Origin of the sequence: Bacteroides congonensis (assembly GCF_900130125.1) — a bacterium.
Taxonomy (GTDB): Bacteria; Bacteroidota; Bacteroidia; order Bacteroidales; family Bacteroidaceae; genus Bacteroides; species Bacteroides congonensis.
In genome coordinates, this window is record NZ_FQXY01000010.1 from 435,085 (window position 1) to 461,526 (window position 26,442).

A 26,442-nucleotide genomic window follows, 5' to 3' on the forward strand; every position below is an offset into this window, starting at 1 on the left:
AAAGGGCGGAGTAGTACTCCGCCCTCCCGATTATAGAAATCCAAATTACTTAATCAAAACGTTTCCGTCCATTTCAGCCGGAACTTCCAGACCCATAATCTTCAAGATAGTCGGAGCAACGTCAGCCAAACGACCGTTTTCTACTTTCGCAGCCTTGTTCTCTGTTACGTAAATACAAGGAACAGGGTTCATAGAGTGAGCGGTGTTCGGAGTACCGTCTTCGTTCAAAGCACGGTCGGCATTACCATGGTCAGCAATGATGATTGCTTCGTAATCCTGTGCTTTGGCAGCTTCGATTACATCCTTCACGCAAGCGTCTACAGCGATAACTGCTTTCTCGATAGCTTCGTAAATGCCGGTATGGCCTACCATGTCACCGTTGGCGAAGTTCACTACAATGAAATCGTATTTGTTTTCGTTGATGGCAGCTACCAGTTTATCTTTCACTTCGTAAGCGCTCATTTCCGGTTTCAAGTCATAAGTAGCCACTTTCGGAGATGGAACGAGGATACGGTCTTCCTTGTCAAACGGAGTTTCACGTCCACCGTTGAGGAAGAATGTCACATGGGCATACTTCTCCGTTTCAGCGATATGAAGCTGGCTCTTGCCATTGGCAGCAAGATATTCGCCTAATGTGTTGGATACATTTTCTTTATCAAACAGGATATGAACACCCTTGAAAGAAGCGTCATACGGAGTCATACAGTAATATTGCAGACCTGGGATTGTATGCATGCCTGCTTCCGGCATATCCTGCTGAGTCAGTACGACAGTCAACTCTTTTGCACGGTCGTTACGGTAATTGAAGAAGATTACCACATCGCCTTCCTTGATTGTTCCGTCAACGTTTGCATTTACAATCGGCTTGATAAATTCGTCTGTCACGCCTTCATCATAAGATTCCTGCATTGCCTGAACCATGTCGGTAGCTTTCTTACCTTCACCGTTCACCAACAGGTCATATGCTTCTTTCACGCGTTCCCAACGTTTGTCACGATCCATAGCATAATAACGGCCGATGATGGAAGCAACCTTTCCGCCCGATTTCTCGCAGTGTGCAGTAAGTTCTTCAATAAAACCCTTACCGCTCTTCGGGTCAGTGTCGCGACCGTCCATGAAGCAGTGGATGAATGTATTGTCGATATTGTATTCTTTAGCGATGTCGCAAAGTTTGAAAAGATGAACGAGTGAGCTGTGCACGCCACCATTGGAAGTCAAGCCCATGAAATGAATGTTCTTTCCGTTTTCTTTTGCATAAGAGAAAGCTGAAACAACTTCAGGATTCTTCATTATGCTGTTGTCAGCACATGCACGGTTGATTTTTACCAAATCCTGATAAACCACGCGTCCGGCACCGATATTCAAGTGACCAACTTCAGAGTTACCCATCTGTCCGTCGGGCAAACCTACGTTTTCACCACTTGCCTGAAGCTGGGAGTGAGGATAAGTAGTTGTCAGATAATCCCAGTAAGGAGTGGGAGTGTTGAAGATTACGTCGTCTTTCTTTTGGTCACCTAGTCCCCAACCATCGAGGATCATTAAAAGGGCTTTCTTGCTCATAATATTTCAATATTTAAATTATCACTCTGATTTTCGGGCGCAAAGGTACGAAAAAGATGGTAATCTGAACGTTTAATCTATGTTAAGTTACAGTGGATGAGTAAAGGAAGTCTCAAGGATTTTCCTTTCTTTGTAAGACAACCTCCAAACATGAAGAGTATGAAAACAATCCTACTTAGTCTTGCATTGCTATTATCCGGTATTTCAACCGCACAAAACATTAACGACTCCCCTGTTAAAACAGCAGGCAATTCCCATCTCACGAATGAGACTTCCCTTCTCCAATCTATCAGAGGAAACTGGTTCAGAGCGGACATTCCCAACCAATGGGAATATGGCATCTATGATTCCGTATGCATCATACAGAACCGGATGTTTACCCATAAAAGCATACGCAAACTAGGCGACTACATCGAATTGACCGTGCAAGACAAAAGAAATGCCGCTATAGAAACGTTACGGTTCGCTCCTCAACCCGACGGAGATTGCCTGATTAAATTCAAAGGTTCCAATGAACTGCGATATACCAAAGAGACAAACAGCAAACCTCTGGTGACAACCGAAACTGACTTCAAAGAATTTATACGCAAAGATACCGCTTATCTGCAAGGCTATATAGACAGATATACCCACACAGCCGGTACCACCCTGTTAATAAGCAATGAACTGACACGAGAAGACCGTCCCACAGTAGTCAACATAAATCCTGACGGCAGCTTTGAATGCAAACTTGTACTTAATTATCCAATAGAAAATCTCCTGTCGCTAGGCAACCATTATATTTCATTCTATATAGAACCCGGACAGACATTATCCATATATGTTGATGATGAAGGCAGTTATGATAGCATTAAAATGATGGGGCCTTCCGCCGCTCTTTCTCAAATGTATGACAAGCTGAGTGATTTAATAAGATACGATAATGATGTATACACAAAGGCAAAAAATGGATTTCCGCCTGACTTGTTTAAGCAAGAAATACAAACGGCATCTATCAGGCTCAACCAGATTGGCGACTCATTAGCACAAATCTATGCGGCATCACCCAAAGCGATTCATCTGATAAAAAACAAGTTAGCATTGGAAAAAGGAAAAATTCTTTTAAATTTCATGGCATATAGGAATGTTTTTGCAGAGCGGGATACTGCCAATCAGGCATTGAAGATGAAAGCGGGAAATAATTATTATGATTTTCTGAAAGATATTTCTTTGAACGACGAGTCTTTGCTCGCAGACAAAGGATATAGAGAGTTTGTCAACCGGTTTGAATTTATGCCACCTCTAAGCGAAGTCCAGAGCGATGCCTATGAAAAGAAGTTCCTCTCCCGTCCTGCCAATAAGGAAACACCGAATATTTCAAATCGAAAACAGGATGAGCAGACGCTCCATAAAGCCGAAGAGTATCTGACGAAAGGAGACTCGGTAATCAGCCTGTTAAGCGGGCAGGATAATAGTTTTCTTTGGCAGACTACACTCGTACGCCGCTTACAATACGACCTAAAGACATATAATACCCCTTCCGCCGCAAAGAAATATATAAATAGCCTGAATAAATATCTTACATACCCTATCCTGACTGCTGAAACGAATCGTATATTCGACACCATCTTTTCAAAGAAAGCTGATAAAACCTACCGGTTACCGGAAGGAAAAGCTACTGAAATCTTTCGGAATATCATCAAAGCGCATTCCGGTAAAATATTGTTTATTGACTTTTGGGCTACAAGTTGTGGCGGATGCAGAATGGGTATAGAGGCCACTGCGCAATTACGCAAAGACTATAAGAACCATCCCGAAATCCAGTTCATCTATATCACAGACGAACGTTCATCCCCGAGAAAAACATACGATGAATATGTAGCAAAAAATCTGGAAGGAGAAGTTTCATACCGGATTGGTGAAAATGAATTCGAATATCTCCGTGAATTATTCAAATTCAACGGTATTCCACATTACGAATTAATACAAAAGGACGGCAGTGTGACCATCAATCCTCCAACAGCTTGGGAGCTTGAAGAGTATGTTCAGAAACATTTCAAGAAATCTGAGGAATTATAAGATATGACAGAAAAAGTCTGTCTTGTACGGAAAGAAAGCATAAAAAATGACGTAAAGGTAAGTTATCCGTCAGATTTTGCTTACCTTTGCACCGCTTTTAAATTAAAATCATAGAAATATGGACGATTCAAACCCGCGAACGTGCACAACTAGTATTAATTAAAGCGAACAGAGTCATTGCAAACTGGTGTCTCTGCTCGTGCTAAACAACGAAAGGAGACAATAAGATGAGAACATATCTTTATTGTGAAGCCGGCTTTGTGGAAAAGACACAATGGCTTCCCAACAGTTGGGTAAACGTAGTATGCCCGAATGATGATGACTTTGAATTTCTGACCAAGACGCTCAATGTTCCCGAATCATTTCTTGACGATATAGCCGATACGGACGAACGTCCGCGTACGGACACGGAAGGTAACTGGCTGCTTACTATCCTACGTATCCCGTTGCAAAACAAGCAGAACGGCAGTCTGCCCTTCGACACTGTACCTATTGGTATTATCACGAACAATGAGATCATTGTATCCGTCTGTTATCATGACACCGACTTATTGCCGGACTTTATCGAACATACCCGCAGAAAAGGAATTGTTGTCCGCAATAAGCTCGACTTGATTTTCCGGCTTATCTACTCTTCTGCCGTATGGTTCCTGAAGTATCTGAAACAAATCAATTTGGATATCAGTGCCGCGGAAAAAGAGTTGGAGCGTAGTATTCGTAACGAAGACTTGCTCCGCCTGATGAAACTACAGAAAACACTGGTTTACTTCAACACTTCCATCCGTGGAAACGAAGTGATGATCGGTAAACTGAAAACGATTTTCCAAGATACCGATTTTCTGGATAAGGAACTGGTAGAGGATGTGATTATCGAATTGAAACAGGCACTTAATACCGTAAATATTTACAGTGACATTCTCACAGGAACAATGGATGCCTTTGCTTCCATTATCTCCAACAATGTGAATACAATCATGAAGCGCATGACCAGCTTGTCAATAGTCCTGATGCTTCCGACATTGATTGCCAGTTTCTATGGCATGAATGTGGACATTCATTTGGAAGAGGTTCCTTTCGCTTTTTCCCTGATTGTATTATTCTCTATCGGATTGTCAACTCTGGCGTTCGTGATATTCAGAAAGATTAAATGGTTCTAAATACCAAAAATACAGCCTACTATCTAGTCGCAGACAGTAGGCTGAAATTATACGTTTTTACTTCGATAGAGAATTAATTAAAAGAGAATGTTTAGAGAGAGAAATTAAATTCTATTTCATTCTATATTTATCCTTGTTTGCTTACTTTTCTTCCACCCAACGGAATAGATACTCCAACAAATCCGTTAACAGAGTTAGAGTTCTTTCCTAAGAACATATAGTCAGTTCCGAGGAATACCGGGCCTAATTTCAGACCCAGACCGAATGATTTACCTGCTGACTGAATAACGGAGTAACTAAGTGCTACGTTAAACCAGCTTTTCGGACGATAGTTTGCAGAGAATGTTAATTCAGTAAGTGCATCAGGCTGTACAAAACGAGTTGTAGATAATACGCCAAGTCCCAATTTATTTTCGAATAAACCATACTCAGCACCCAATACTAATGTGGAAGCCAAACGAGATTTACGAGACTTACTTGCCTCTTCCGTTCTAAGTTGCAACATTTCATAATCGAGTACGTCACCACCGCTAACACGTTCCATATATCCATTGGCATCTGTCTGCAAATTTTTAATATTATTTTCAATAGCAACAATACTTCCAGGGATATCATTAGGGTCAATACCTGATGTATAGTCACTTCCCTTCATATCAATACCAGCTGCATTAGCATTAGCTATTTGAGTACTACCTTTTGACCATGTGATGAATCCCAAATCCAAAATAGAAGCAGATACAGTCAGATTATCCATAATCTTGTAAGATGCTCCCAAGTCAATACCAAAACCATAACCTGCGATTCCCATATCCTTACTCTCAAAGTCGAAATCACTAATATAGTCCTGTCCATCTTCTTTTTTCAAATTCAATCCCTTGAAAGAACTTTCCAAATGAGCATCTACTGCCAAATTAGCGTGATAGTTATTAATTTCATTTCTTAACTTCGTAATATCCGCAGCATTCAAGCCAGACAAATATGCAGGGTCTTGCAACTGACTAATACGAGCATCGCTAGGCAAACTCGCGTTCATTGCCACATTATTAAGTTTCAACTTCATATTACCGATACCCAACAAAGCTTTCACTCTAGCGCCTACTGTCAAACGACTGTTTATCTGACGTGAAAGCCCCAAGCCAACTTCAGCGTAAGCATTGATATCCAATTGCTGGTTGCTAATATCATAATTACTGTTTCTCCAGTTATCTTCTATTGCATCCATCTCATTCAAGAAAGTAAACATATTCTTAGTCAGGTTCGCACCAATATCCGCACGAAGACCAACATTGAATGACCAAAAGTTCTTTCCTTTGTACCATCCGGCAGAAAGAATCTCTGTACTGAAGTTCACATTCAGTTTATTATTATCTTTCAGACGATTCATGAAATCCGGTTTGGTATAGAAATCATCGCCATCATCAATGATATCAATGATATCCTGATATCCTAACGAAGTAGAACCAACCGTTGCATTTACGGCACCAATTACCGGAAGATTGAAGTAACCTTTCGTCGGTGTCAAAGCCGGATTTAACTGTTGACGATAGTGCGTCCCTTCCATGAAATAGGAAGTACGCAGGAACTGTGCATTTGCAGAAAGAGCGCAAACCAACATAATAGAAAAAACCCCAATGAGCTTAGAAGACCATAATAGCTTGTTCGTTGCCATGATTTTATACTTTTTAATTCTTATTATCGTTTGCAAATATATAGTATTTCGATAACAAATAAAAGCACGGGGCAACACTTTTTCAGCCTAAACAGAACAATTTTAATACTAAACGTAACAAAATCGTGCTTATTCTGCAAAAAAATGTAGAAAATATAATTTTATAAGAGATAAAACAGACTTATAAATGCAAAGAGAGTTGCCCGTCTCCTAATAAATTAAACGTTAAACGATGATAAGGAGTAGTCCCATGTTCGGCAATGGCGGTACGATGTTTTTTAGTCGGGTAACCTTTATTATGATTCCAGTCGTAAGATGGAAACTCTTCGTGAAGACGGTTCATATAGTCATCCCTGTATGTTTTGGCTAAAATGGATGCAGCGGCTATTGAAAGATACTTCCCATCTCCCTTTATTACAGTAGTATGGGGAATATCGGGATATTTATTGAAACGGTTTCCGTCAATCAGCAGATGTTGCGGACGGGTAGTTAATTGGTCGACAGCACGGTGCATGGCCAAAAAGGAAGCACGCAGGATGTTTATCTCATCTATTTCTTCGGGTGAGACAACGCCAACCGCCCAGGCTATGGCTTCCTTTTCTATTACCTCACGCAATGCGTAGCGCTGTTTCTCCGTCAGTTGCTTGGAGTCATTCAACAACTCATTCTTAAAATCTTTCGGAAGAATAACCGCAGCGGCATATACCGCACCTGCCAGACAGCCACGGCCTGCTTCGTCGCATCCTGCTTCAATCAGATTCTCATTTAAATAAGGTAATAACATCTTTATCGTTTTTATTCAGGTGCAAAGGTAAAGGAAATAAAAAAAGGAGACTTGCTTTTTGTCTCCTTTTTCTTGGTTATTTCTTATTTCTTTCTCACTTCTTAGAATAAACTCCAGGCGACAGTAAGTCCTGCCATCACGATGGCTACCATACTCATCAGCTTTATCAGGATATTCAAGCTGGGGCCGGACGTATCCTTAAACGGGTCGCCTACCGTGTCACCTACTACGGTTGCCTTATGAACTTCACCGCCTTTGCCACCGAAGTTGCCTTCTTCTACATACTTCTTTGCGTTATCCCATGCACCACCGGCATTGGCCATAAAAATAGCCAGAACGAAACCGCTGCTCAAACCACCGATTAACAAGCCAAGCACACCGGGAACACCAAAGATAAGCCCTGTAAGGATAGGGGCAATAATAGCAATGAGGGAAGGAACGACCATTTCTTTTTGCGCCCCTTTTGTCGAGATTTCAACACAACGTTCGTAATCCGGTTCCGTCTCGCCTGTCAAGATACCTTTTATTTCACGGAATTGGCGGCGCACTTCGTCTACCATATGTCCTGCCGCACGTCCAACCGCATTCATTGTCAAACCGCAGAACAGGAAAGCCATCATCGAACCGAGAAACATGCCCGCAAGCACTTTCGGATTCATCAGGTTCACTTCATAAAAATTCATGAAGTCCGTAAATGTCGCATTCGCCACGTTAAAGGGACTTCCGTCGGGCAAAGTCAGATTCATACTTCCGAGACGGGTCAGGCCGATTCGGATTTCCTCAATATAGGATGCCAGCAAAGCCAGTCCGGTCAATGCGGCAGAACCGATGGCAAAACCTTTTCCGGTGGCGGCGGTCGTATTACCCAATGAATCGAGCGCATCGGTACGCTTGCGGACTTCAGCACCCAAGCCGGACATTTCAGCATTACCACCCGCATTATCGGCAATCGGGCCGTAAGCATCCGTAGCCAGTGTGATTCCCAGTGTAGAAAGCATGCCGACAGCGGCAATACCGATTCCGTACAATCCCATACCGACATTGGCAAAATCACCGCCGGAAGCTAATAAATAGGAAGCAATGATACCCACCACTACGGCAATCACAGGGATAGCTGTAGAAAGCATTCCTAAACCGATACCGGAGATAATGACCGTAGCAGGGCCGGTCTTACCGCTTTCACTCAATTTCTGCGTGGGACGATAGGATTGGGAAGTATAATATTCAGTAGAGCGTCCGATTACGATGCCTATCAACAAGCCGACTACTACGGCACAAGAAATCAAAAGCCAGTTATCAAGTTGCAAGAACCATAATATAAGGAAGGTAGCAGCTACGATAAGTGCCGAACTGAGATTCGTGCCAAAAGCCAACGAACCGAGCAAATCTTTCATCGTCGCATTCTCTTTGGTACGGACAGCGAATATACCTATAATAGAAAGGATAATGCCGACAGCCGCAATCAACATCGGAGCAATTACGGCTTTGAACTGCATCACCGTATCCGCCGAATGGATAAAGGCGGCAGCGCCCAATGCGGCCGTCGCCAGGATGGAACCGCAATAAGATTCGTATAGGTCGGCTCCCATACCGGCCACGTCACCGACGTTATCACCGACATTATCGGCAATCGTAGCAGGATTGCGCGGGTCGTCTTCCGGGATTCCGGCTTCCACCTTGCCTACCAGGTCGGCTCCGACGTCAGCGGCTTTTGTATAGATACCGCCACCCACACGGGCAAAGAGCGCTTGTGTGGAAGCTCCCATACCGAAAGTCAGCATCGTAGTAGTAATCACGCAGAGTTTATGAGTAGGCGTCAGCGCGTCGGCAGGAATTACCGCGTTCAGCAACAGATACCAAAAGGAAATATCAAGCAAACCAAGGCCGACAACCACCAGTCCCATCACCGCGCCGCTTCGGAAAGCGATTCTCAGTCCGGCATTCAGTGAGTTACGGGCTGCATTGGCGGTACGTGCCGAAGCATACGTGGCCGTTTTCATTCCAAGGAAACCGGAAAGACCGGAGAAGAAACCACCCGTCAGGAAAGCAATGGGTACCCATGCGTTCTGTACGTGAAAGCCATAAGCCATTATCGAAAACAAAATAACCAGTCCCAGGAATACACAACCTACTATTTTGTACTGTTGTTTCAGATAAGACATAGCCCCTTTGCGCACAGCGGCGGCTATTTTTATCATTTGGGGTGTACCTTCACTCTCTTTCATCATTTGCTTATGAAAGTAATAAGCAAAACAGAGGGCTAACACGGAAGCGACTGGAACCAACCAGAAAAGAATGTTATCCATAGATTCAAAATTATTAAAGGGTTTACAGTCGCTAAAAGTATGGAAATCAATCGAAAAAAGCAAGCAAAGGAGAAAGAATTTTCTACTCTGAAAGGAACAATCTTTCGCACATAGTTCCGAATGAACAAGTCGTTTGTAGTTACTTGCCTTGTTAGCTGGTTTCCATACAATTACCCTTCATAATAAGATGGTATACCATCAAATTCGGTTCCCCGTAAGGAAACGCCAGTATCCTCGTAGAGAAACGACCGTATCCCCGTAAGGAAACGATTGTTTCCCCGTAGAGATACGTGAGTTTCCATGTTAGGAAATTACAGGAAACTATAAGTGATTAATTTATAGACGTATAGGCAATTTTATTTATTCCTTATTAATTATCTGTAGCCTTCTACCGCCTATCTTTATCCCTACCAACCGGATTATCGCTTATACATGACAAATTATCATTATCTTTGTGGCGCACTAATACCCGCAAACTAACTAATACCGAATAATTATTATTAAAAACCATGAAGAAACTATTTGCATTGCTACTGGCATTGTTCACGCTTACGCTAGTGGACGCACAAGAACAGAATGTAATCCGCATCGCAACGGACAACACGGATTTAATCCTTCAAGTGGCTCCGAACGGACGCCTTTATCAGGCTTATCTCGGCGATAAGTTGCTGAACGAACGTGACATTGACCATTTCTCCCCTTATGTGAAAGGCGGTAGCGACGGAAGCGTATCTACCCGCGGCTGGGAAGTATATCCGGGCTCCGGTGCAGAGGATTACTTTGAACCTGCCGTAGCCATTACGCACAGTGATGGCAATCCGAGCACCATCCTCCGTTATGTATCTTCCGAACAGAAAGCAGTCACAGGCGGAACGGAAACAATCATCCGTCTGAAAGACGACCAATATCCGGTAGAAGTGACTTTGCATTATATCGCTTATCCGAAAGAGAACGTTATCAAAACATGGAGTGAAATAAAGCATAATGAAAAGAAGCCGGTCACTTTGTGGCGTTATGCTTCCACTATGCTCTATTTCTCCGCAAATGAATATTATCTGACTGAGTTCAGCAGTGACTGGGCGAAAGAGGCACAGATGAGTACACAGCCGCTGCGATTCGGCAAGAAAGTAATCGACACCAAGCTCGGAAGCCGTGCCGCCATGCACACGCATCCGTTCTTCGAACTCGGTATCGAGCAACCGGCACAGGAAACACAGGGACGTGTGATGCTGGGTACTATCGGATGGACAGGGAATTTCCAGTTTACTTTTGAAGTGGACAATGTAGGCAACCTTCGCGTAATCCCGGCTATCAATCCTTATGCTTCTGATTATGAGTTGAAAGCGAACGAAGTATTTACGACTCCCGAATTTATGTTCACTTTCAGTAATAACGGTACAGGCGAAGCCAGCCGCAATCTCCATGCCTGGGCACGCAACCATCAATTAAAGGACGGACAAGGCGACCGTCTCACTCTGCTGAACAACTGGGAAAACACCTACTTCAAATTCAACGAAGAATTACTCTCCGAACTAATGAAGGAAGCCAGACATCTCGGTGTGGATATGTTCCTGCTCGACGACGGTTGGTTCGGCAACAAGCACCCGCGCAACAGTGACAATGCCGGACTGGGTGACTGGGAAGTAATGAAGTCCAAACTCCCCGGCGGTATTCCCGCACTTGTGAAATCCGCCAAGGAAGCCGGAGTGAAATTCGGAATCTGGATTGAACCGGAAATGGTGAATCCGAAAAGTGAACTGTTCGAGAAACACCCCGACTGGGCTATCACGCTGCCCAACCGCGAAACTTATTACTATCGCAACCAGTTGGTGCTCGACCTCAGTAATCCGAAAGTACAGGATTTTGTTTTCGACGTAGTAGACAATATCCTGACCGAGAATCCCGAAGTAGCTTTCTTCAAATGGGATTGCAACTCTCCGATCACGAATATTTATTCTCCGTATCTGAAGGACAAGCAGGGACAGCTTTATATCGACCATGTACGCGGCATTTACAATGTGCTGAAACGTGTAAAGGAGAAATATCCCAATACGCCGATGATGCTTTGCTCCGGTGGTGGCGCACGCTGTGACTATGAAGCGTTGAAATATTACACTGAATTTTGGTGCAGCGATAATACCGACCCGATAGAACGCCTGTTTATCCAATGGGGATTTTCACAAATCTTCCCGGCAAAAGCGATGTGCGCACACGTGACCAGCTGGAACAAAAAGACTAGTGTAAAGTTCCGCACGGACGTAGCCAGTATGTGCAAATTAGGCTTCGACCTCGGACTGAAAGAACTGAATGCAGACGAACTGACTTATTGCCAGAACGCGGTAGCCAACTGGACACGCTTGAAAAAAGTAATTTTAGACGGCGACCAATACAGACTGGTTTCCCCTTATGACGGCAACCACATGTCTGTGATGTATGCCGCACCGGACAAGAATAAGGCTGTTCTCTATACGTACGACATTCATCCGCGTTATGCAGAAAAGCTGCTTCCCGTGAAATTACAGGGATTGGATGCGAAGAAGATGTATAAGGTGAAAGAAATCAATCTGATGCCGAACAAAAAATCTAATCTGGACGCCAACGAAAAGACATATTCAGGAGATTATCTGATGAAAGTGGGAATCCATGCGTTCACCACAAACCAGGCTTTCAGCCGTGTGATTGAATTGACTGCGGAATAAACACCCCTAAAAAGTTGCAGCTATACCGTAACTTTTTACGATATAGCTGCCATTAATGTTAAAGAGAGAGAATTTATAATATAAGCATAGTCTCACGACCCTCCAAATATTCATTTTATATATTAGACGCTTGAAACTTCAAATCACTGCACTTGAAGGCATCTTTTTTTAGTTAAAGAATAAAAAAATCGCCATCCCTCACAGGAACAGCGATTTATATTTTAAAACATACGGCTGACGCGTTCGATTCCGGCCACCAGCGCATCAATCTCCGCTTTCGTATTATACATGGCGAATGATGCCCTGACAGTTCCTTCAATACCCAGTCGCTGCATCAAGGGTTGCGCGCAATGGTGTCCGGTACGGACGGCAATCCCCAAACGATCGAGCAAAGTGCCTAAGTCGAAATGGTGGATATTACCTACCAGGAAGGAGATTACCGCCCCCCGTTCGGCAGCTTCACCGAATATACGCATATCAGGTATTTCTTTCAGGCGTTGCAGGGCGTAGGTTGTCAGTTCATGCTCATGCTTCGCAATCTTTTCCATGCCGATGCCGTTCACGTAGTCGAGGGCTTTTGCCAAACCTGTGGTTCCGATGTAATCGGGCGTACCGGCTTCAAACTTGAAAGGAAGTTCGTTGAACGTTGTTTTCTCGAAGGAGACGTGTTGAATCATCTCTCCCCCGCCCTGGTAAGGCGGCATACGGTCCAGCCATTCTTCTTTTCCATAAAGTACGCCGACTCCCGTCGGACCGTATACCTTGTGAGCGGAGAATACCAAGAAATCGGCATCCAAATCCTGTACGTCCACCTTCATGTGAGGGATGGACTGGGCTGCATCAATCAGGCAAGGTACACCGTGAGCATGAGCGGTAGCAATCATTTCCTTCACCGGATTTACTGTACCCAAGACATTGGAAACCTGAACTACGCTGACAATCTTCGTACGTTCGGAGAAAAGCTTTTCGTATTCATCCAGTAGCAGTTCACCTTTGTCGTTCATGGGGATTACTTTGATGGCAATGCCTTTGCGGGCTGCCAACAATTGCCAGGGAACGATATTGCTGTGATGTTCCATCACTGAGAGAATAACTTCGTCGCCCGCTTGCATAAACTCATCACCAAAACTGGAGACAAGAAGATTGATGCTTTCCGTTGTTCCACGGGTAAAGACTACTTCGCCCGTGCTACGGGCATTGATAAACTGACGCACCGTTTCACGGGAGGCTTCATGCAGTTCCGTGGCTTGTTGCGAGAGGTAATGCACGCCGCGGTGCACGTTCGCATTCACGGAATAATACTCGTCCACCAACGAATCAACTACCAAACGGGGTTTTTGAGTCGTTGCACCGTTGTCGAAGTAAACCAAAGGTTTACCGTAGACCGTACGGCTTAGTATCGGGAAATCCTCACGTATCTTTTGAATATCCATTTTCTTAGTGATTAATCATCATTTACAGATTGCACAACCCTGGCATCTATTCAATTCGCCACGGAAGCGTTTTTCTACCAATAGATGCAGACGGTCTTTCAGCACATCCAGACGAATGGTATCAATGACTTCATTGACAAACGCGAACATCAGCAACAAACGGGCTTCTTTCTCGTCAATTCCACGTGAACGCATGTAGAATAATGCATTCTCGTCCAGTTGTCCGACGGTTGCTCCATGCGAACATTTCACATCATCGGCATAAATTTCCAACTGCGGCTGTGTGTACATGCGGGCATCACGTGTAGCGCAAAGGTTCCGGTTGGTCTGTTGCGAGTTGGTATGCTGTGCGTCTGGACGTACCAATACCAGTCCGGTAAATGCGCCTACCGACTGGTCGTCGAGAACGTATTTGAACAACTCTTTACTGGTACAGTTCGGCACTGCATGGTCGATGCTTGTATTATTATCTACGTGCTGGTTCTTGTCGGCAATTGCCATACCGCAAAGGTTTATTTCAGCACCTTCGCCTGCCAGCAGCACTTCGGTTGTATTGCGGGTAGTACCGTTATGCAAGGTCATGCCATTCAGCAGGACATTACTGTTCGCTTCCTGTTTTACGTACAGGTTGCTGATACGGACTGTACTGGTATGTGTTTCTTCCAGTTCGTACATATCGAACACGGCATTCTCTCCGGCAAAGACTTCAATGACCTGCGTTGCAAGGAAATTCACGTTATCCATGGCATGGTCACAAATCAACAAGCGGGCTTGTGCGCCATCTTCCAGGATAATCAGCACACGCCGGTTTACCATAAAGTTGACGTCTGCACGCAGGATGTTTACCAACTGGATGGGCTTTTCCACAATTACATTTTTCGGTACATAGAAGATGACGCCGTCTTGTGCAAAAGTGGTATTGAAAGCCGTCACGCCATCTTTGGAAGTATCCGCCAGTTTGCCGTAATACTTCTTCACCAGTTCAGGATGTTGTCCGGCTACGTCTTTCAGACTACCGAAGATAACGCCTTCCGGCAAATGGCTTTTGGGAAGTGCCTTGTTATAAAATGCATCGTTGACTACGAAATACAGGGCAGTACTCATATTCGGCACGTCGCACTTAAACACTTCATACGGATTGACCGGAATAGCAAGACGATTCAGGTTCAGTCCGAAGTCCGGTTCAAAATATTTGCTTACATCCGTATATTTGTACTTCTCCATCTTACGGGTCGGGAATCCGATTCGCTCAAAATCGGCAAAGGCAGCGGCACGGGGTGCATTCAGCACTTCGGCACTATGCTTGCAGATCATGGCTTCCGTCTGTGAGAAGAGGTCTATGTATTGTTGTTCAGCATTCATCATTATTCTCCTACTTCTTTCTTAATCCAGTCATATCCTTTTTCTTCCAGTTCCAAGGCAAGTTCCGGTCCGGCAGTTTTTACGATACGGCCTTTATAAAGTACATGTACCACATCCGGTTTGATATAATCGAGCAGACGTTGATAGTGAGTGATGACAATCGTGCTTGTATCGGGAGTTTTCAGTTTGTTCACTCCTTCGGCTACAATACGGAGCGCGTCGATGTCCAGGCCGGAGTCTGTTTCGTCGAGAATACTCAAACGCGGTTCAAGCATCGCCATCTGGAAGATTTCGTTGCGTTTCTTTTCGCCACCGGAGAAGCCTTCGTTCACCGAACGGTTAGCCAGTTTATTGTCTAGTTCAACGACTGCACGTTTCTCACGCATCTGTTTCAGGAACTCACTGGCTGTCAGTGCGGGCAGACCTTTATATTTGCGTTGCTCGTTCACGGCAGCACGCATAAAGTTCACCATACTTACACCGGGAATTTCCACCGGATACTGGAAACTAAGGAAGATACCTTCGTGGCTACGGTCTTCGGGACTCAACTCCAACAGATTCTTTCCATAAAAAGTGACCGAGCCTTTCGTTACCTCAAAAGCAGGATTACCTACCAGGACGGAAGAAAGTGTACTCTTACCGGAACCGTTCGGCCCCATGATTGCATGTATTTCGCCCGGCTTCACCGTCAGGTTGATGCCTTTCAATATCTCTTTGCCATTAATGCTGGCATGCAGGTCTTTTATTTCTAACATAATCACTTTTATTTTTTATCCTACACTTCCTTCCAACGAAATAGTAAGCAACTTCTGCGCTTCTACCGCAAATTCCATCGGAAGCTTATTCAAAACTTCTTTCGCATATCCGTTCACAATCAGTCCGATAGCATCTTCTGTCGGGATACCGCGCTGATTGCAATAGAATATCTGGTCTTCATTAATCTTGCTTGTCGTAGCTTCATGCTCCACCACTCCTGTCTCATTGCGAATATCCATATACGGGAAAGTATGCGCACCGCACTTATCTCCCAGCAACAGAGAGTCACACTGGCTGTAATTACGGGCATTGTCCGCTTTCTCCGCTACACGTACCAGTCCGCGATAGGAATTCTCGCTATGTCCGGCAGAGATACCTTTACTCACAATCGTGCTACGGGTATTCTTGCCCAGATGAATCATCTTGGTACCGGTATCCGCCTGCTGATAATTGTTTGTCACAGCCACGGAATAGAACTCGGCTGTCGAATTATCACCTGTCAGAATGCAGGAAGGATATTTCCAGGTAATTGCCGAACCGGTTTCCACCTGTGTCCAGGAGAGTTTGCTATCCACTCCTTTGCAGTTACCGCGTTTTGTCACAAAGTTATATACACCACCCTTACCTTCGGCATCTCCCGGATACCAGTTCTGAACGGTGCTGTATTTTACTTCGGCACGGTCGTGCACGATGATTTCCACGATAGCGGCATGCAACTGATTCTCATCACGCATCGGAGCCGTACATCCTTCGAGATAAGAAACATAGGAGTCATCATCCGCTATAATCAATGTACGTTCAAACTGTCCCGTGTTACGGGCATTGATACGGAAATAAGTGGAAAGTTCCATCGGGCAGCGTACCCCTTTCGGAATATAAACGAATGAACCGTCCGAGAACACAGCCGAGTTCAACGCAGCAAAGAAATTATCACGGTAGCCTACTACCGAGCCCATATATTTCTTGACCAAGTCCGGGTGCTCCCGTACCGCTTCACTGAACGAGCAGAAAATAATTCCTTTCTCCATCAGTGTCTCCTTGAAGGTAGTCTTTACGGAAACGGAGTCCATAACGGCATCCACCGCCATTCCGCTAAGCGCCATCTGCTCTTCCAGAGGGATTCCCAGTTTATTGAATGTCTTTATCAGTTCAGGGTCTACTTCTTCCATACTCTTCGGCCCTTCTTTCTTCTTGGTCGGGTCGGCATAATAGGAAATAGCCTGATAGTCAATTTCAGGAATACGGAGATGTGCCCAGGTAGGCATCTCCAACGTCAGCCAATGACGGTACGCTTTCAGCCGGAAATCCAGCATCCACTCCGGCTCGTCCTTCTTCGATGAAATCAAACGAATCACGTCCTCATTGAGTCCACGCTCAATGATATCCGTATGTACCTCTGTAGTGAAGCCATACTTATATTTCTCTTCCGCAAACTTCCTGACAAACTCATTATCGGTCTTCTTCCCTTCGAGTTCATCTTTCTGATCGGGTTTCTTTTTATTGGGTTCTTCTTGTTGCATCTTTATTCTCTAATATATATTGTTGCGTCATATTCTTTGCAGCAGGAAAAAATATCCCCGCAAACGTTTCCATCGGATAATATAACAAAGATTCCTCCTTTTTTGTTGCACTAATTAACTTATTATCGCCATCTATGAACTGTATCGCACCAATCACCACACTTGTTAACAACAGGAACTTCAATGCTCCCAGCCCGCTTCCCAACCAACGGTTCAGCCAATTCAAGGAAACGGCTTTCATAGCTTTTGTCAACAACGAAGCAATCAGTACAAAAATCAGCGGGACGGCTATCCAAATCATGATAAAAGCCAATACCTGCGCAACGGTCATCGAATCGGTCACTGTCGGACAGAGCTTTTCTGCCAAAGAAGCGTATAAAGCCTTCGCCGCCATCAGGCCGACTATCAATCCCAAGATAGAAGCCAACTGACGGATGAAGCCTTTTATAAAACCTACAATCGCCCCTGCGCCCACTATAATAAGGATTATGATATCAATCGTTGTCATATATCTCTGTTCTATTATATAATTCAGGCACGGATTTCACGAATCTCACGGATTTATTAAGAACCGTGAAATCCGCGTAATCCGTGCCTGATATAGATTCAGCACTGCTTTATTACAGTGTCTGTTTCACTTCAATTTCTTCGAACGCCTCGATCATATCGCCCACCTTCATGTCGTTGCAGTTCACTAAACTGATACCGCACTCGAAGTTTGTACCTACTTCCTTCACATCGTCCTTGAAACGTTTCAAAGCATTAATGTTTCCGGTAAAGATAACGATACCATCGCGAATCAAACGAGCCTTGTCGCTGCGTTTCACCTTGCCGCTCTTCACCATTGCACCTGCTACAAGACCCACCTTCGTGATGTTGAACACTTCGCGGATTTCGATAGTCGCAGTAATCTGTTCCTTCAGTTCCGGAGCCAACATACCTTCCATAGCAGCTTTCACCTCTTCGATTGCGTCGTAGATGACAGAGTACTTACGGATGTCGACACCTTCCTGGTCGGCCATCTTACCGGCAGCGCCCGAAGGACGTACCTGGAATCCGACGATAATCGCATCCGAAGCGGCAGCCAGAGAAACGTCTGACTCGGAGATTGCTCCCACACCCTTATGGATGACATTTACCTGAATCTGTTCCGTAGACAGCTTGATCAACGAGTCGCTCAATGCTTCAACAGAACCGTCCACGTCACCCTTAACGATGATGTTCAATTCCTGGAAGTTACCCAAAGCAATACGACGGCCCAATTCATCCAATGTAAGGATTTTCTGCGTACGCAAGCCCTGTTCACGGGCCAACTGTTCACGCTTGTTGGTGATTTCACGAGCTTCCTGATCGCTTTCGACTACATGGAAAGTGTCACCTGCGGCAGGAGCGCCATTCAATCCAAGAATCAATGCCGGTTCGGAAGGCCCTGCTTCCTTGATGCGCTGGTTACGTTCGTTAAACATAGCCTTCACACGTCCGTAGCTTGTTCCCGCCAAAACGATGTCTCCTACCTTCAAGGTTCCGTTAGATACCAACACAGTCGCTACATATCCACGTCCCTTATCCAATGAAGACTCAATAATGGAACCCGAAGCGTTACGATTCGGATTTGCCTTCAAGTCAAGCATTTCAGCTTCCAGCAATACTTTCTCCAACAGATCTTCTACCCCCATACCTTTCTTGGCTGAGATATCTTGTGACTGATACTTACCACCCCATTCTTCAACAAGGTAGTTCATAGCGGCCAGTTCTTCTTTAATCTTATCCGGATTTGCAGTCGGCTTATCCACCTTATTGATAGCGAATACAATAGGTACTCCTGCTGCCATCGCATGGTTGATTGCTTCCTTCGTCTGCGGCATCACGTTATCATCGGCAGCCACAATAATGATGGCAATATCCGTTACTTTCGCACCACGGGCACGCATAGCGGTAAACGCCTCATGACCCGGAGTATCCAGGAATGTGATACGGCGTCCGTCTTCCAACTTCACGTTGTATGCACCGATATGCTGTGTGATACCACCGGCTTCACCGGCAATTACATTCGCCTTACGAATATAGTCAAGCAAGGAAGTCTTACCATGGTCAACGTGTCCCATCACCGTAACAATCGGAGCGCGCGGCAGCAAATCTTCCGGCGCGTCTTCTTCTTCAACGATGGCCTGTGCCACTTCCGCACTTACATATTCAGTCTTGAATCCGAACTCTTCGGCAACCAGATTGATAGTTTCCGCATCCAGACGCTGGTTGATAGAAACCATGATACCGATGCTCATACAAGTAGCGATAACCTGATTGACAGAAACGTCCATCATCGTTGCCAGTTCATTGGCTGTCACGAATTCGGTGAGCTTCAATACCTTGCTGTCTGCCATTTCCTGGTCTTCCAGTTCCTGCATACGGTTGGAAGCCATTTCACGTTTCTCCTTACGGTATTTTGAAGTCTTGTTCTTGCCTTTGGTTGTCAGACGTGCAAGCGTTTCTTTTACCTGTTTTGCTACATCTTCCTCGCTCACTTCCTGTTTGATAACAGGCTTTTTGAAGCGGTCTCTATTGTTATTGTTATTTCTCCGGTTGTTATTGTTGCCTTGGTTGTTGCCACCACCAGCGTTACCACCGTTGTTGCCACCATGTCCACCGGCACCGCCTTTACCTTGTACATTCGGTCTCGGAGCAGCAAAGTTGGAAGTTGCCACGTTGTTCACATCCACCTTCTCCTTGTTGATACGGTTCCGTTTCTTCTTGTTAACGTCAGCGTTATCTTTCGCTCCCACTTTCGGTTGCTTGAGATCATCCTTACGAATCTCTTTGATGATAGCTTCCTTCATCAACTTCTTCTGATCCTGACGGATTTTATCTTTCTCTTCGCGTTCACGGCGTTTCTCTTCCTTCGATTTTTTCTTGGGACGAGTAGACTGGTTCAATGCTGCCAAGTCAATCTGGCCGATCACATTTATCTTCGCACCCAATTCCGGTTGACGGATTTTAAATACTTCATCGTCTTTAGAAGGTTCTTTCTCTGCCGGTGCTGCCGGTGCGACTTCTGCCGATGCTGCTTTTACAGGTCGTTCCACTCTGTTATCTTCTTCCGCCTTCACAGGTGCAGCTTTTACCTTCGGCTCTTCTTTAATCACTTCTTCCACTACTTTTTCAACTTCTGCCGGTTTCTTTTCTACTGTAGGTTCCGGTTGTTTCACAGGTTCCGGTCTTACAGGCTCCGGTTGTTTCACTGCCTCAGGCTGTTTCACAGGTTCAGCTTGTCTTACCGGTTCGGCTTGTTTTACTGTTTCAGTTTGTTTCACCACTGGTTCAGGCTGAACAGGTGCTGCCACCTCTTCCACCTTCGCTTCGGGTTCTTTCTTCACTTCAGGTTTAACAACAGGTCGTTCCACAACAGTTTCTTTTTTCTGTTCCGGTTCTTTTTCCACCTTTTCTGTTTTACGACCGTTCAATTTATCCAAGTCTATTTTCCCGACAGGTTTAAACTTCGGACGTGCATCCTCAGGTACGACTGTCTTGATCACATCTTCCGACTTCGGTTTCTCTGACTGTTTTTCGAAGCCTTCAATCGAAACCGACGCCTTATTACGATCCTTATTCTGACGTTCCTGAATGAAACGCTCCGATTCAAGTCTAAGGTTCTTGTCTGTACTAAACTCCTTCACGAGTATAGCGTACTGCTCCTCGCTAATTTTTGTATTAGGATTAGCCTCAACGGTATGCCCTTTCTTTTGCAGGAACTCAACAACCGTTGCGATTCCTACATTCAAATCTCTTGTAACTTTGTTTAACCTTATCGTCATATTTAAAATTTAATGAATAAATGGAGCGAAGAAAATCCCAATCGTAATTACCTGATTACTCTTGTTCCTTTTCCGGTTCTTGTCCTTGTTCCGGCTCTTCTTCTTCAAACTCCGATTTCAAAATGTGTATTACCTCGTCCACTGTCTCTTCTTCCAGGTCCGTCTTTTCAATCAACAACTCGCGTGGAGCATTCAACACAGCCTTCGCCGTATCAATGCCGATAGCCTTGATTGCATCAATCACCCATCCGTCGATTTCATCCCTGAACTCATCGAGATAGATATCCTCATCAGCTACATTCTCATCCAACTCACGGAACACGTCGATAGTGTACTCAGTTAACATACTGGCCAGTTTGATATTCAAACCGCCTTTACCGATAGCCAGCGATACTTCTTCCGGTTTGAGGAACACCTCTGCTTTTTTCTCTTCCTCATTCAGACGGATAGAAGAAATTTTTGCCGGGCTCAAAGCGCGCTGTATAAACAATGAAATATTCGATGTATAATTGATTACGTCGATATTCTCATTGCGAAGCTCACGAACGATGCCATGAATACGACTACCCTTTACACCTACGCAGGCTCCTACGGGGTCGATTCTGTCATCATAAGATTCTACCGCAATCTTGGCGCGTTCGCCGGGAATGCGGGCAATCCTCTTGATGGTAATCAAGCCATCATTGATTTCGGGTACTTCCATCTCAAACAGACGTTGCAGGAAAACGGGAGAAGTACGTGACAGGATAATCTTGGGATTATTGTTCTTGTTGTCCACGCGGGCAACTACTGCACGGGCCGTTTCACCTTTACGATAGAAATCGCTCGGGATTTGCTCGGTCTTGGGCAACAGCAGTTCGTTTCCTTCATCGTCAAGAAGCAACATTTCCTTTTTCCAGATCTGATATACTTCCGCATTGATGATTGTACCTACCTTATCTATATATTTATTATAAATACTGTCTTTTTCGAGTTCCAGAATCTTGGAAGCCAGTGTCTGGCGGAGATTCAGGATAGCACGACGGCCGAATTTCGCGAAGATAACCTCGTCAGTCACCTCTTCGCCTTCTTCGTAGGAAGCATCGATCTTCTGTGCTTCGCTCAACGAAATCTGCATATTCGGGTTAGTCAAATCTTCATCGGCCACAACTTCACGGTTACGCCATATCTCGAAGTCACCCTTGTCCGGGTTCACGATTACGTCGTAATTCTCATCGGTGCCAAACATTTTCGCGATTACGCTACGGAACGACTCTTCAAGTACGCTGACCATCGTCGTTCTATCGATATTCTTCAGTTCCTTAAATTCCGAAAATGTATCAATCAAGCTGATTGTTTCTTCTTTTTTGGCCATAACTATTTAAAGCTAATTAAGTATTTAGTATATTTTATTTGCTCATAAGTGAAGGTTTCGTCCTCTTCTACCAGCTTCGGGCGCTTGGAACCTTCCATTTTAACTTTCTTCTGTACGGATACCGTAAACTTCTCTTCATCAGCATCCTTCAGGACACCTGCCAGTTTCTGTCCGCCTTTTGTCATCACTTCCACCTCTTGTCCGATGTGAATGTAATACTGTTGCAGCACTTTAAAGGGCTGTCCGATGCCGGCCGAACCCACTTCCAGTTCATAATCTTCCTCTTCACGGTTCAGTTTCGACTCTATGAAGCGGCTAAGCTCCACACAATCCTCAATCCAAACACCTTCTGCATGGTCAATTTCGACCACAATCTTGTCATCCGGGCTCACGGTCACCTCTACTAAAAAGTAGTCTTTTCCTTCCAGCCACTCTTCTACAATCTGACAAACAGTTTTCTTTTCTATCATTTATTCACTATATAAGAACAAAAAAAGGAGCTTAATTGCCCCTCCACCTTTCATCCGTTTCCGGTTGCAAAGATATAAATAATCTGTTCGACTACAAAACATTAAAGAAAAAAAGTATGAATTAACAGTCTTATCTTCGTATCTTTACAGCGCAATTAAAAAAACAGGCACTATGGCACACCGTCTCAACACCAATAAACAGTTTATGCTAGGTAATGGAATCCTGGCTTTTGCAGTCATATTCGTTGTGGTTATTTTTGTATACATGAGTATGCGCCTGCAACGGGAGAAACAGGAAGAACGACATTTTATCGAAACTTATACGATCAGTCTGGTGAAAGGATTTGCCGGAGATTCCATTTCTTTGTTTGTTAATGACAGCCTTATTACCAACAGGATCATGCCGGAAGAACCCTATACCGTGGAAGTTGGACGTTTCGCTGAACAGAGCGCCTTGCTGATTGTAGATAATAATACAGAATTAGTATCGACCTTCGACCTTAGCGAAAGAGGTGGAACTTATCAATTCGAAAAAGAAGCGGACGGGATTAAGCAATTGGCCAAATAGTAACAGCATTAACTAAGTTTGTGCCACTACATTGGCACAACCGTGCCATAGCATTGGCATGACTGTGCCACCGCATTGGCACAAGTATGACAATGCAATGCCACTACCTTGGCAAATAAAGTACTCTAAATTTCCGTTCGATATTTCTTTAATTCTTCCCGTAAAGCGAGCGCTTTGCCTTCCGTTAATTGATTCAAGAGCGCCCAAAAACGTTCACTATGATTCATTTCACGAGTGTGACATAGTTCATGCAAAAGCACATAGTCTATCAAATGTGAAGGTAACAGGACTAAATAATAGGATAAATTTATATCTTTTCGTCCCGAACAACTTCCCCATCTTCCCTGACTGGAGTTTATTTTCACACTAGTATAAGATAATCCGCATTGCTTTGACAAACGCTCTAAACGAGGTGGAAGAATGCTCTTTGCATTCCGCCTCAACGATTCTTCAATGACTTTACGCAACCAGTCCTGCAAATTCTCATCAGTAAAGTCCGCGGTAGGCGGGCAGATGATTTGCATAAATCCCAATCGTGAATTTGCCAGGAACTGTTCTTTATCCCCAGATACTAAAGACAATTTGAAAAATTCGGTATCAATCTTATAATTCAAATCAATCAGCGGGCGATTCAGTCGCCGACGGGAAGCCAACAACTTACCACGCAAATTCTCAATAGCCTGCTTTATCTCTTTCATCGTTGTTCCGGACGGAACTGAAACATATATTGCATCGCTCTTGGTACGAAAGACAAGACTTTTAGCACGTTGGTTCACACGCACCACCAATCGCCCTAATTCTTCATCCTCTATAACTGCTTCCTTCATCATAAACCTCCTAACAATCACCACAAAAGTAATAAAAAAGAAGATTCTACCTAAAAAATCTTATTCAAGATGCAACTTTATAAGAATATGAACCGTCTAACTTGTATAACACCATAGAAATTCAAAATTATGAAAACAAGTTTATTAGCCTTATTTGCAACGGGATTGATTCTAATACTGACCGCAGGTTCCTGTTTACAGGGAAAACACGTAACCGGCAGTAAAAACTATCTCACAAAAAAAGTAGAAGTCGGACACTTCAACGAGATTAAATTATTGGGTAGTGCAAATGTCACGTACCACCAAGGTTCCCCAAATTACATAGAGATTTATGGCTCCGACAATATCATCCCACTTTTGGAGACTTATGTCGACGGTAATACACTTATTGTAAAGTATAAAAAGAACGTTACTATCTGGAAAGGCAAACTGGAAGTTAAAGTCTTTTCACCGGAACTGAATAAATTAACCATTAATGGTTCAGGAGATATACACTTTGCTAATGGCATACAGACCAAAGAAGATATATCACTCAGCATCAACGGTTCGGGAGATATTAAAGGAAAAGACTTCAAATGCCGGAAAATGTCTGTTTCCATCAGCGGTTCGGGAGATGTGAAGCTTCAGCAAATAGAAAGCGAGGAATGCAATGCGAGTATCGCCGGCTCCGGTGATATCGGTCTGAGCGGTAAAACGCTCAATGCCAAGTATAAAATTGCAGGTTCGGGAGACATTGCAGCCGGTAATCTGGAATCGGAAAATGTTTCGGCAAGTACAACCGGCTCCGGTAGCATTAGCTGCTATGCCAGTGGAAAATTAACAGCACGTGTGACAGGAAGCGGTGATATAGCCTATCGGGGAAATCCTCAGGAGATAGATGCTCCACGAAAAAATATACGGCAGATTAAATAATCAAATAAACCTCAAAAACATAAAAGGGCTACTGCATCACGCGGTAGCCCATTTATTTAGTTAGTTTCATTATAAAAATTTGAGAGAATTGAAAACTTCACAGTTTCGCTTTCATTGTTGTTTTAATTAAGCACACTAACTATATTATATGTTTAAAGCAAATGAAAATGTCTATTCGTTTATAACCTGCACCTTGTGGTTAATCCTCGCCAAACTGTCAGCGAGAACCTGATCGGCTTTCGTATCATTCGAGATAGCGACCGATGGTGCTGTTACTTGTTTACCAATGGTATCCGTTACCAATACACTTCCGTCATCACCGGAGAAAGAATGTTGAGCCACATTCCCCAACGAAAGGATGATAGCGATTACGGCAGCGGCTTTGAACAGAGGAACGAAACGGCCGGTCAGTGTCAAGCGTTTTGCTTTTACGACCACAGGCTCCACCTCTGCCAGAATACGAGCGTCAAAGTCTTCGCCCAGTCCTACTCCCTGCTGAACCTGCTGATAAACAAACAAGTTCTTATAGCGAAGCAAATGAGCCGGTACATCTTCTTTTGAGAAGAAGTCGCGCAATGTAGCTTCTTCCTCGATGGAAGTTTCGCATTGCCAGTATCGCTCCAGGAGCTGTTCTATATCCTTATAATCCATATTCGTCAATTTCTAAATACCTTTGTTTTACCTTTTGCCTGGCTCTGAAGAGGTTCACTTTAACCTGTTCCTCTGTCAGATTCAGCAGGGCTGCAATTTTTTTATAGCTTTCACCTTCAATGTCCCTCAGTTGCATGATAAGCCGCTGTTTTTCGGGAAGTTCGTTGACCAGCCTATTGATGATGTTCATTCTTTCATCATGAACCATCTGGTCGTACGGACTGTTTGCATCAGGTTCTTCCTCCATTTCGGGGGTGAGTTCCACGTTCTGAGCTTCTTTCTTCTGACTCCGGTCTATCGCCAGGTTCTTTGCCACTATCAGGCAATAGGCTTCGACCGATTCAAATTGCGACCACTCATCACGCTTGTTCCACACTCTTATCATGGTGTCCTGAACGACATCCTCGGCTTCAGCCCTATCCAGGGTAATTCGGAGTGCCAATCGAAAGAGTTTATCCTTCAGTGGCAAAATATCGTTTCGGAAGCTGATTTCTTGCATCTCTATAATAATGACGGGCTAGGATATGAAAAGTTACAGTTGCCCACT

Annotated in this window: 20 protein-coding genes; 5 read left to right on the top strand and 15 right to left on the bottom strand. The window is 44.3% G+C overall.

What is annotated here, in order from left to right:
- Window positions 1-45 precede the first annotated feature (45 nt).
- Window positions 46-1,560 carry a 2,3-bisphosphoglycerate-independent phosphoglycerate mutase gene (gene gpmI / locus BQ7997_RS13205; protein WP_073346836.1) on the bottom strand — a complete coding sequence of 505 codons (1,515 nt, stop codon included), beginning with the start codon at window positions 1,558-1,560 and terminating at the stop codon, window positions 46-48.
- Window positions 1,561-1,719: 159 nt separating this feature from the next.
- Between gpmI and BQ7997_RS13210 the strand changes: the two genes are divergently transcribed.
- Window positions 1,720-3,618, top strand: a complete 1,899-nt coding sequence (locus BQ7997_RS13210) for a TlpA family protein disulfide reductase (RefSeq protein WP_073346837.1) — start codon at window positions 1,720-1,722, stop codon at window positions 3,616-3,618.
- Between the two features lie 227 nt (window positions 3,619-3,845).
- On the top strand, window positions 3,846-4,775 hold the full coding sequence (locus BQ7997_RS13215; protein ID WP_044656314.1) for a magnesium transporter CorA family protein: 930 nt from the start codon (window positions 3,846-3,848) through the stop codon (window positions 4,773-4,775).
- Window positions 4,776-4,902: 127 nt separating this feature from the next.
- Here BQ7997_RS13215 and BQ7997_RS13220 read toward each other — a convergent pair whose 3' ends face one another.
- The 3 genes from BQ7997_RS13220 to BQ7997_RS13230 form a co-directional block, all read right to left on the bottom strand.
- Entirely contained in the window at window positions 4,903-6,444 is a 1,542-nt protein-coding gene (locus tag BQ7997_RS13220; protein WP_073346838.1) for a DUF5723 family protein, read from the bottom strand.
- Window positions 6,445-6,625: 181 nt separating this feature from the next.
- The gene (locus BQ7997_RS13225; protein ID WP_073346839.1) at window positions 6,626-7,228 is read right to left on the bottom strand and encodes a ribonuclease HII; all 603 of its coding nucleotides are present in this window, start codon (window positions 7,226-7,228) and stop codon (window positions 6,626-6,628) included.
- A 101-nt stretch (window positions 7,229-7,329) separates the two neighbouring features.
- Window positions 7,330-9,534 (bottom strand): sodium-translocating pyrophosphatase, encoded by a 2,205-nt coding sequence (locus BQ7997_RS13230; protein WP_073346840.1) that lies wholly within the window; start codon window positions 9,532-9,534, stop codon window positions 7,330-7,332.
- 509 nt (window positions 9,535-10,043) lie between these two features.
- On the opposite strand from BQ7997_RS13230, the gene BQ7997_RS13235 reads away from it, so the two are divergent.
- Window positions 10,044-12,233: an alpha-galactosidase gene (locus BQ7997_RS13235; RefSeq protein ID WP_073346841.1), complete on the top strand. Its 2,190-nt coding sequence runs from the start codon at window positions 10,044-10,046 to the stop codon at window positions 12,231-12,233.
- Between the two features lie 221 nt (window positions 12,234-12,454).
- Here the strand turns inward: BQ7997_RS13235 and BQ7997_RS13240 are convergent, their stop codons facing one another.
- The 8 genes from BQ7997_RS13240 to rimP all read right to left on the bottom strand — a co-directional run bounded on the left by BQ7997_RS13240 (window position 12,455) and on the right by rimP (window position 22,937).
- Window positions 12,455-13,666: an aminotransferase class V-fold PLP-dependent enzyme gene (locus tag BQ7997_RS13240; RefSeq protein WP_073346842.1), complete on the bottom strand. Its 1,212-nt coding sequence runs from the start codon at window positions 13,664-13,666 to the stop codon at window positions 12,455-12,457.
- A gap of 18 nt (window positions 13,667-13,684) precedes the next feature.
- Window positions 13,685-15,028 (bottom strand): Fe-S cluster assembly protein SufD, encoded by a 1,344-nt coding sequence (gene sufD / locus BQ7997_RS13245; RefSeq protein ID WP_073347414.1) that lies wholly within the window; start codon window positions 15,026-15,028, stop codon window positions 13,685-13,687.
- A gap of 2 nt (window positions 15,029-15,030) precedes the next feature.
- Window positions 15,031-15,783, bottom strand: coding sequence for a Fe-S cluster assembly ATPase SufC (sufC, locus tag BQ7997_RS13250; protein WP_044655016.1), 753 nt, complete (start codon window positions 15,781-15,783; stop codon window positions 15,031-15,033).
- Between the two features lie 15 nt (window positions 15,784-15,798).
- Entirely contained in the window at window positions 15,799-17,304 is a 1,506-nt protein-coding gene (gene sufB / locus BQ7997_RS13255; RefSeq protein WP_022137578.1) for a Fe-S cluster assembly protein SufB, read from the bottom strand.
- Complete coding sequence (locus BQ7997_RS13260; RefSeq protein ID WP_073346843.1) at window positions 17,282-17,812, bottom strand: CvpA family protein; 531 nt, start codon at window positions 17,810-17,812, stop codon at window positions 17,282-17,284. The genes sufB and BQ7997_RS13260 overlap by 23 nt, the downstream gene beginning before the upstream one ends.
- A 112-nt stretch (window positions 17,813-17,924) precedes the next feature.
- The gene (infB, locus tag BQ7997_RS13265) at window positions 17,925-21,113 is read right to left on the bottom strand and encodes a translation initiation factor IF-2 (protein ID WP_073346844.1); all 3,189 of its coding nucleotides are present in this window, start codon (window positions 21,111-21,113) and stop codon (window positions 17,925-17,927) included.
- 55 nt (window positions 21,114-21,168) lie between these two features.
- Complete coding sequence (nusA, locus tag BQ7997_RS13270) at window positions 21,169-22,467, bottom strand: transcription termination factor NusA (RefSeq protein ID WP_073346845.1); 1,299 nt, start codon at window positions 22,465-22,467, stop codon at window positions 21,169-21,171.
- A 2-nt stretch (window positions 22,468-22,469) separates the two neighbouring features.
- Window positions 22,470-22,937 carry a ribosome assembly cofactor RimP gene (gene rimP / locus BQ7997_RS13275; RefSeq protein WP_044654516.1) on the bottom strand — a complete coding sequence of 156 codons (468 nt, stop codon included), beginning with the start codon at window positions 22,935-22,937 and terminating at the stop codon, window positions 22,470-22,472.
- A 172-nt stretch (window positions 22,938-23,109) separates the two neighbouring features.
- Between rimP and BQ7997_RS13280 the strand changes: the two genes are divergently transcribed.
- Window positions 23,110-23,505, top strand: a complete 396-nt coding sequence (locus tag BQ7997_RS13280) for a hypothetical protein (protein WP_022136737.1) — start codon at window positions 23,110-23,112, stop codon at window positions 23,503-23,505.
- 125 nt (window positions 23,506-23,630) lie between these two features.
- Here the strand turns inward: BQ7997_RS13280 and BQ7997_RS13285 are convergent, their stop codons facing one another.
- The gene (locus BQ7997_RS13285) at window positions 23,631-24,335 is read right to left on the bottom strand and encodes a YgjP family zinc-dependent metalloprotease (protein WP_073346846.1); all 705 of its coding nucleotides are present in this window, start codon (window positions 24,333-24,335) and stop codon (window positions 23,631-23,633) included.
- Window positions 24,336-24,461: 126 nt separating this feature from the next.
- Between BQ7997_RS13285 and BQ7997_RS13290 the strand changes: the two genes are divergently transcribed.
- A complete protein-coding gene (locus tag BQ7997_RS13290; RefSeq protein WP_073346847.1) occupies window positions 24,462-25,244 on the top strand; it encodes a head GIN domain-containing protein in 783 nt (260 codons plus the stop codon).
- Between the two features lie 171 nt (window positions 25,245-25,415).
- Here BQ7997_RS13290 and BQ7997_RS13295 read toward each other — a convergent pair whose 3' ends face one another.
- Both BQ7997_RS13295 and BQ7997_RS13300 read right to left on the bottom strand, forming a co-directional pair.
- Window positions 25,416-25,895, bottom strand: a complete 480-nt coding sequence (locus BQ7997_RS13295) for a hypothetical protein (protein WP_073346848.1) — start codon at window positions 25,893-25,895, stop codon at window positions 25,416-25,418.
- A complete protein-coding gene (locus BQ7997_RS13300) occupies window positions 25,885-26,394 on the bottom strand; it encodes an RNA polymerase sigma factor (protein WP_044654420.1) in 510 nt (169 codons plus the stop codon). The genes BQ7997_RS13295 and BQ7997_RS13300 overlap by 11 nt, the downstream gene beginning before the upstream one ends.
- Window positions 26,395-26,442 lie beyond the last annotated feature (48 nt).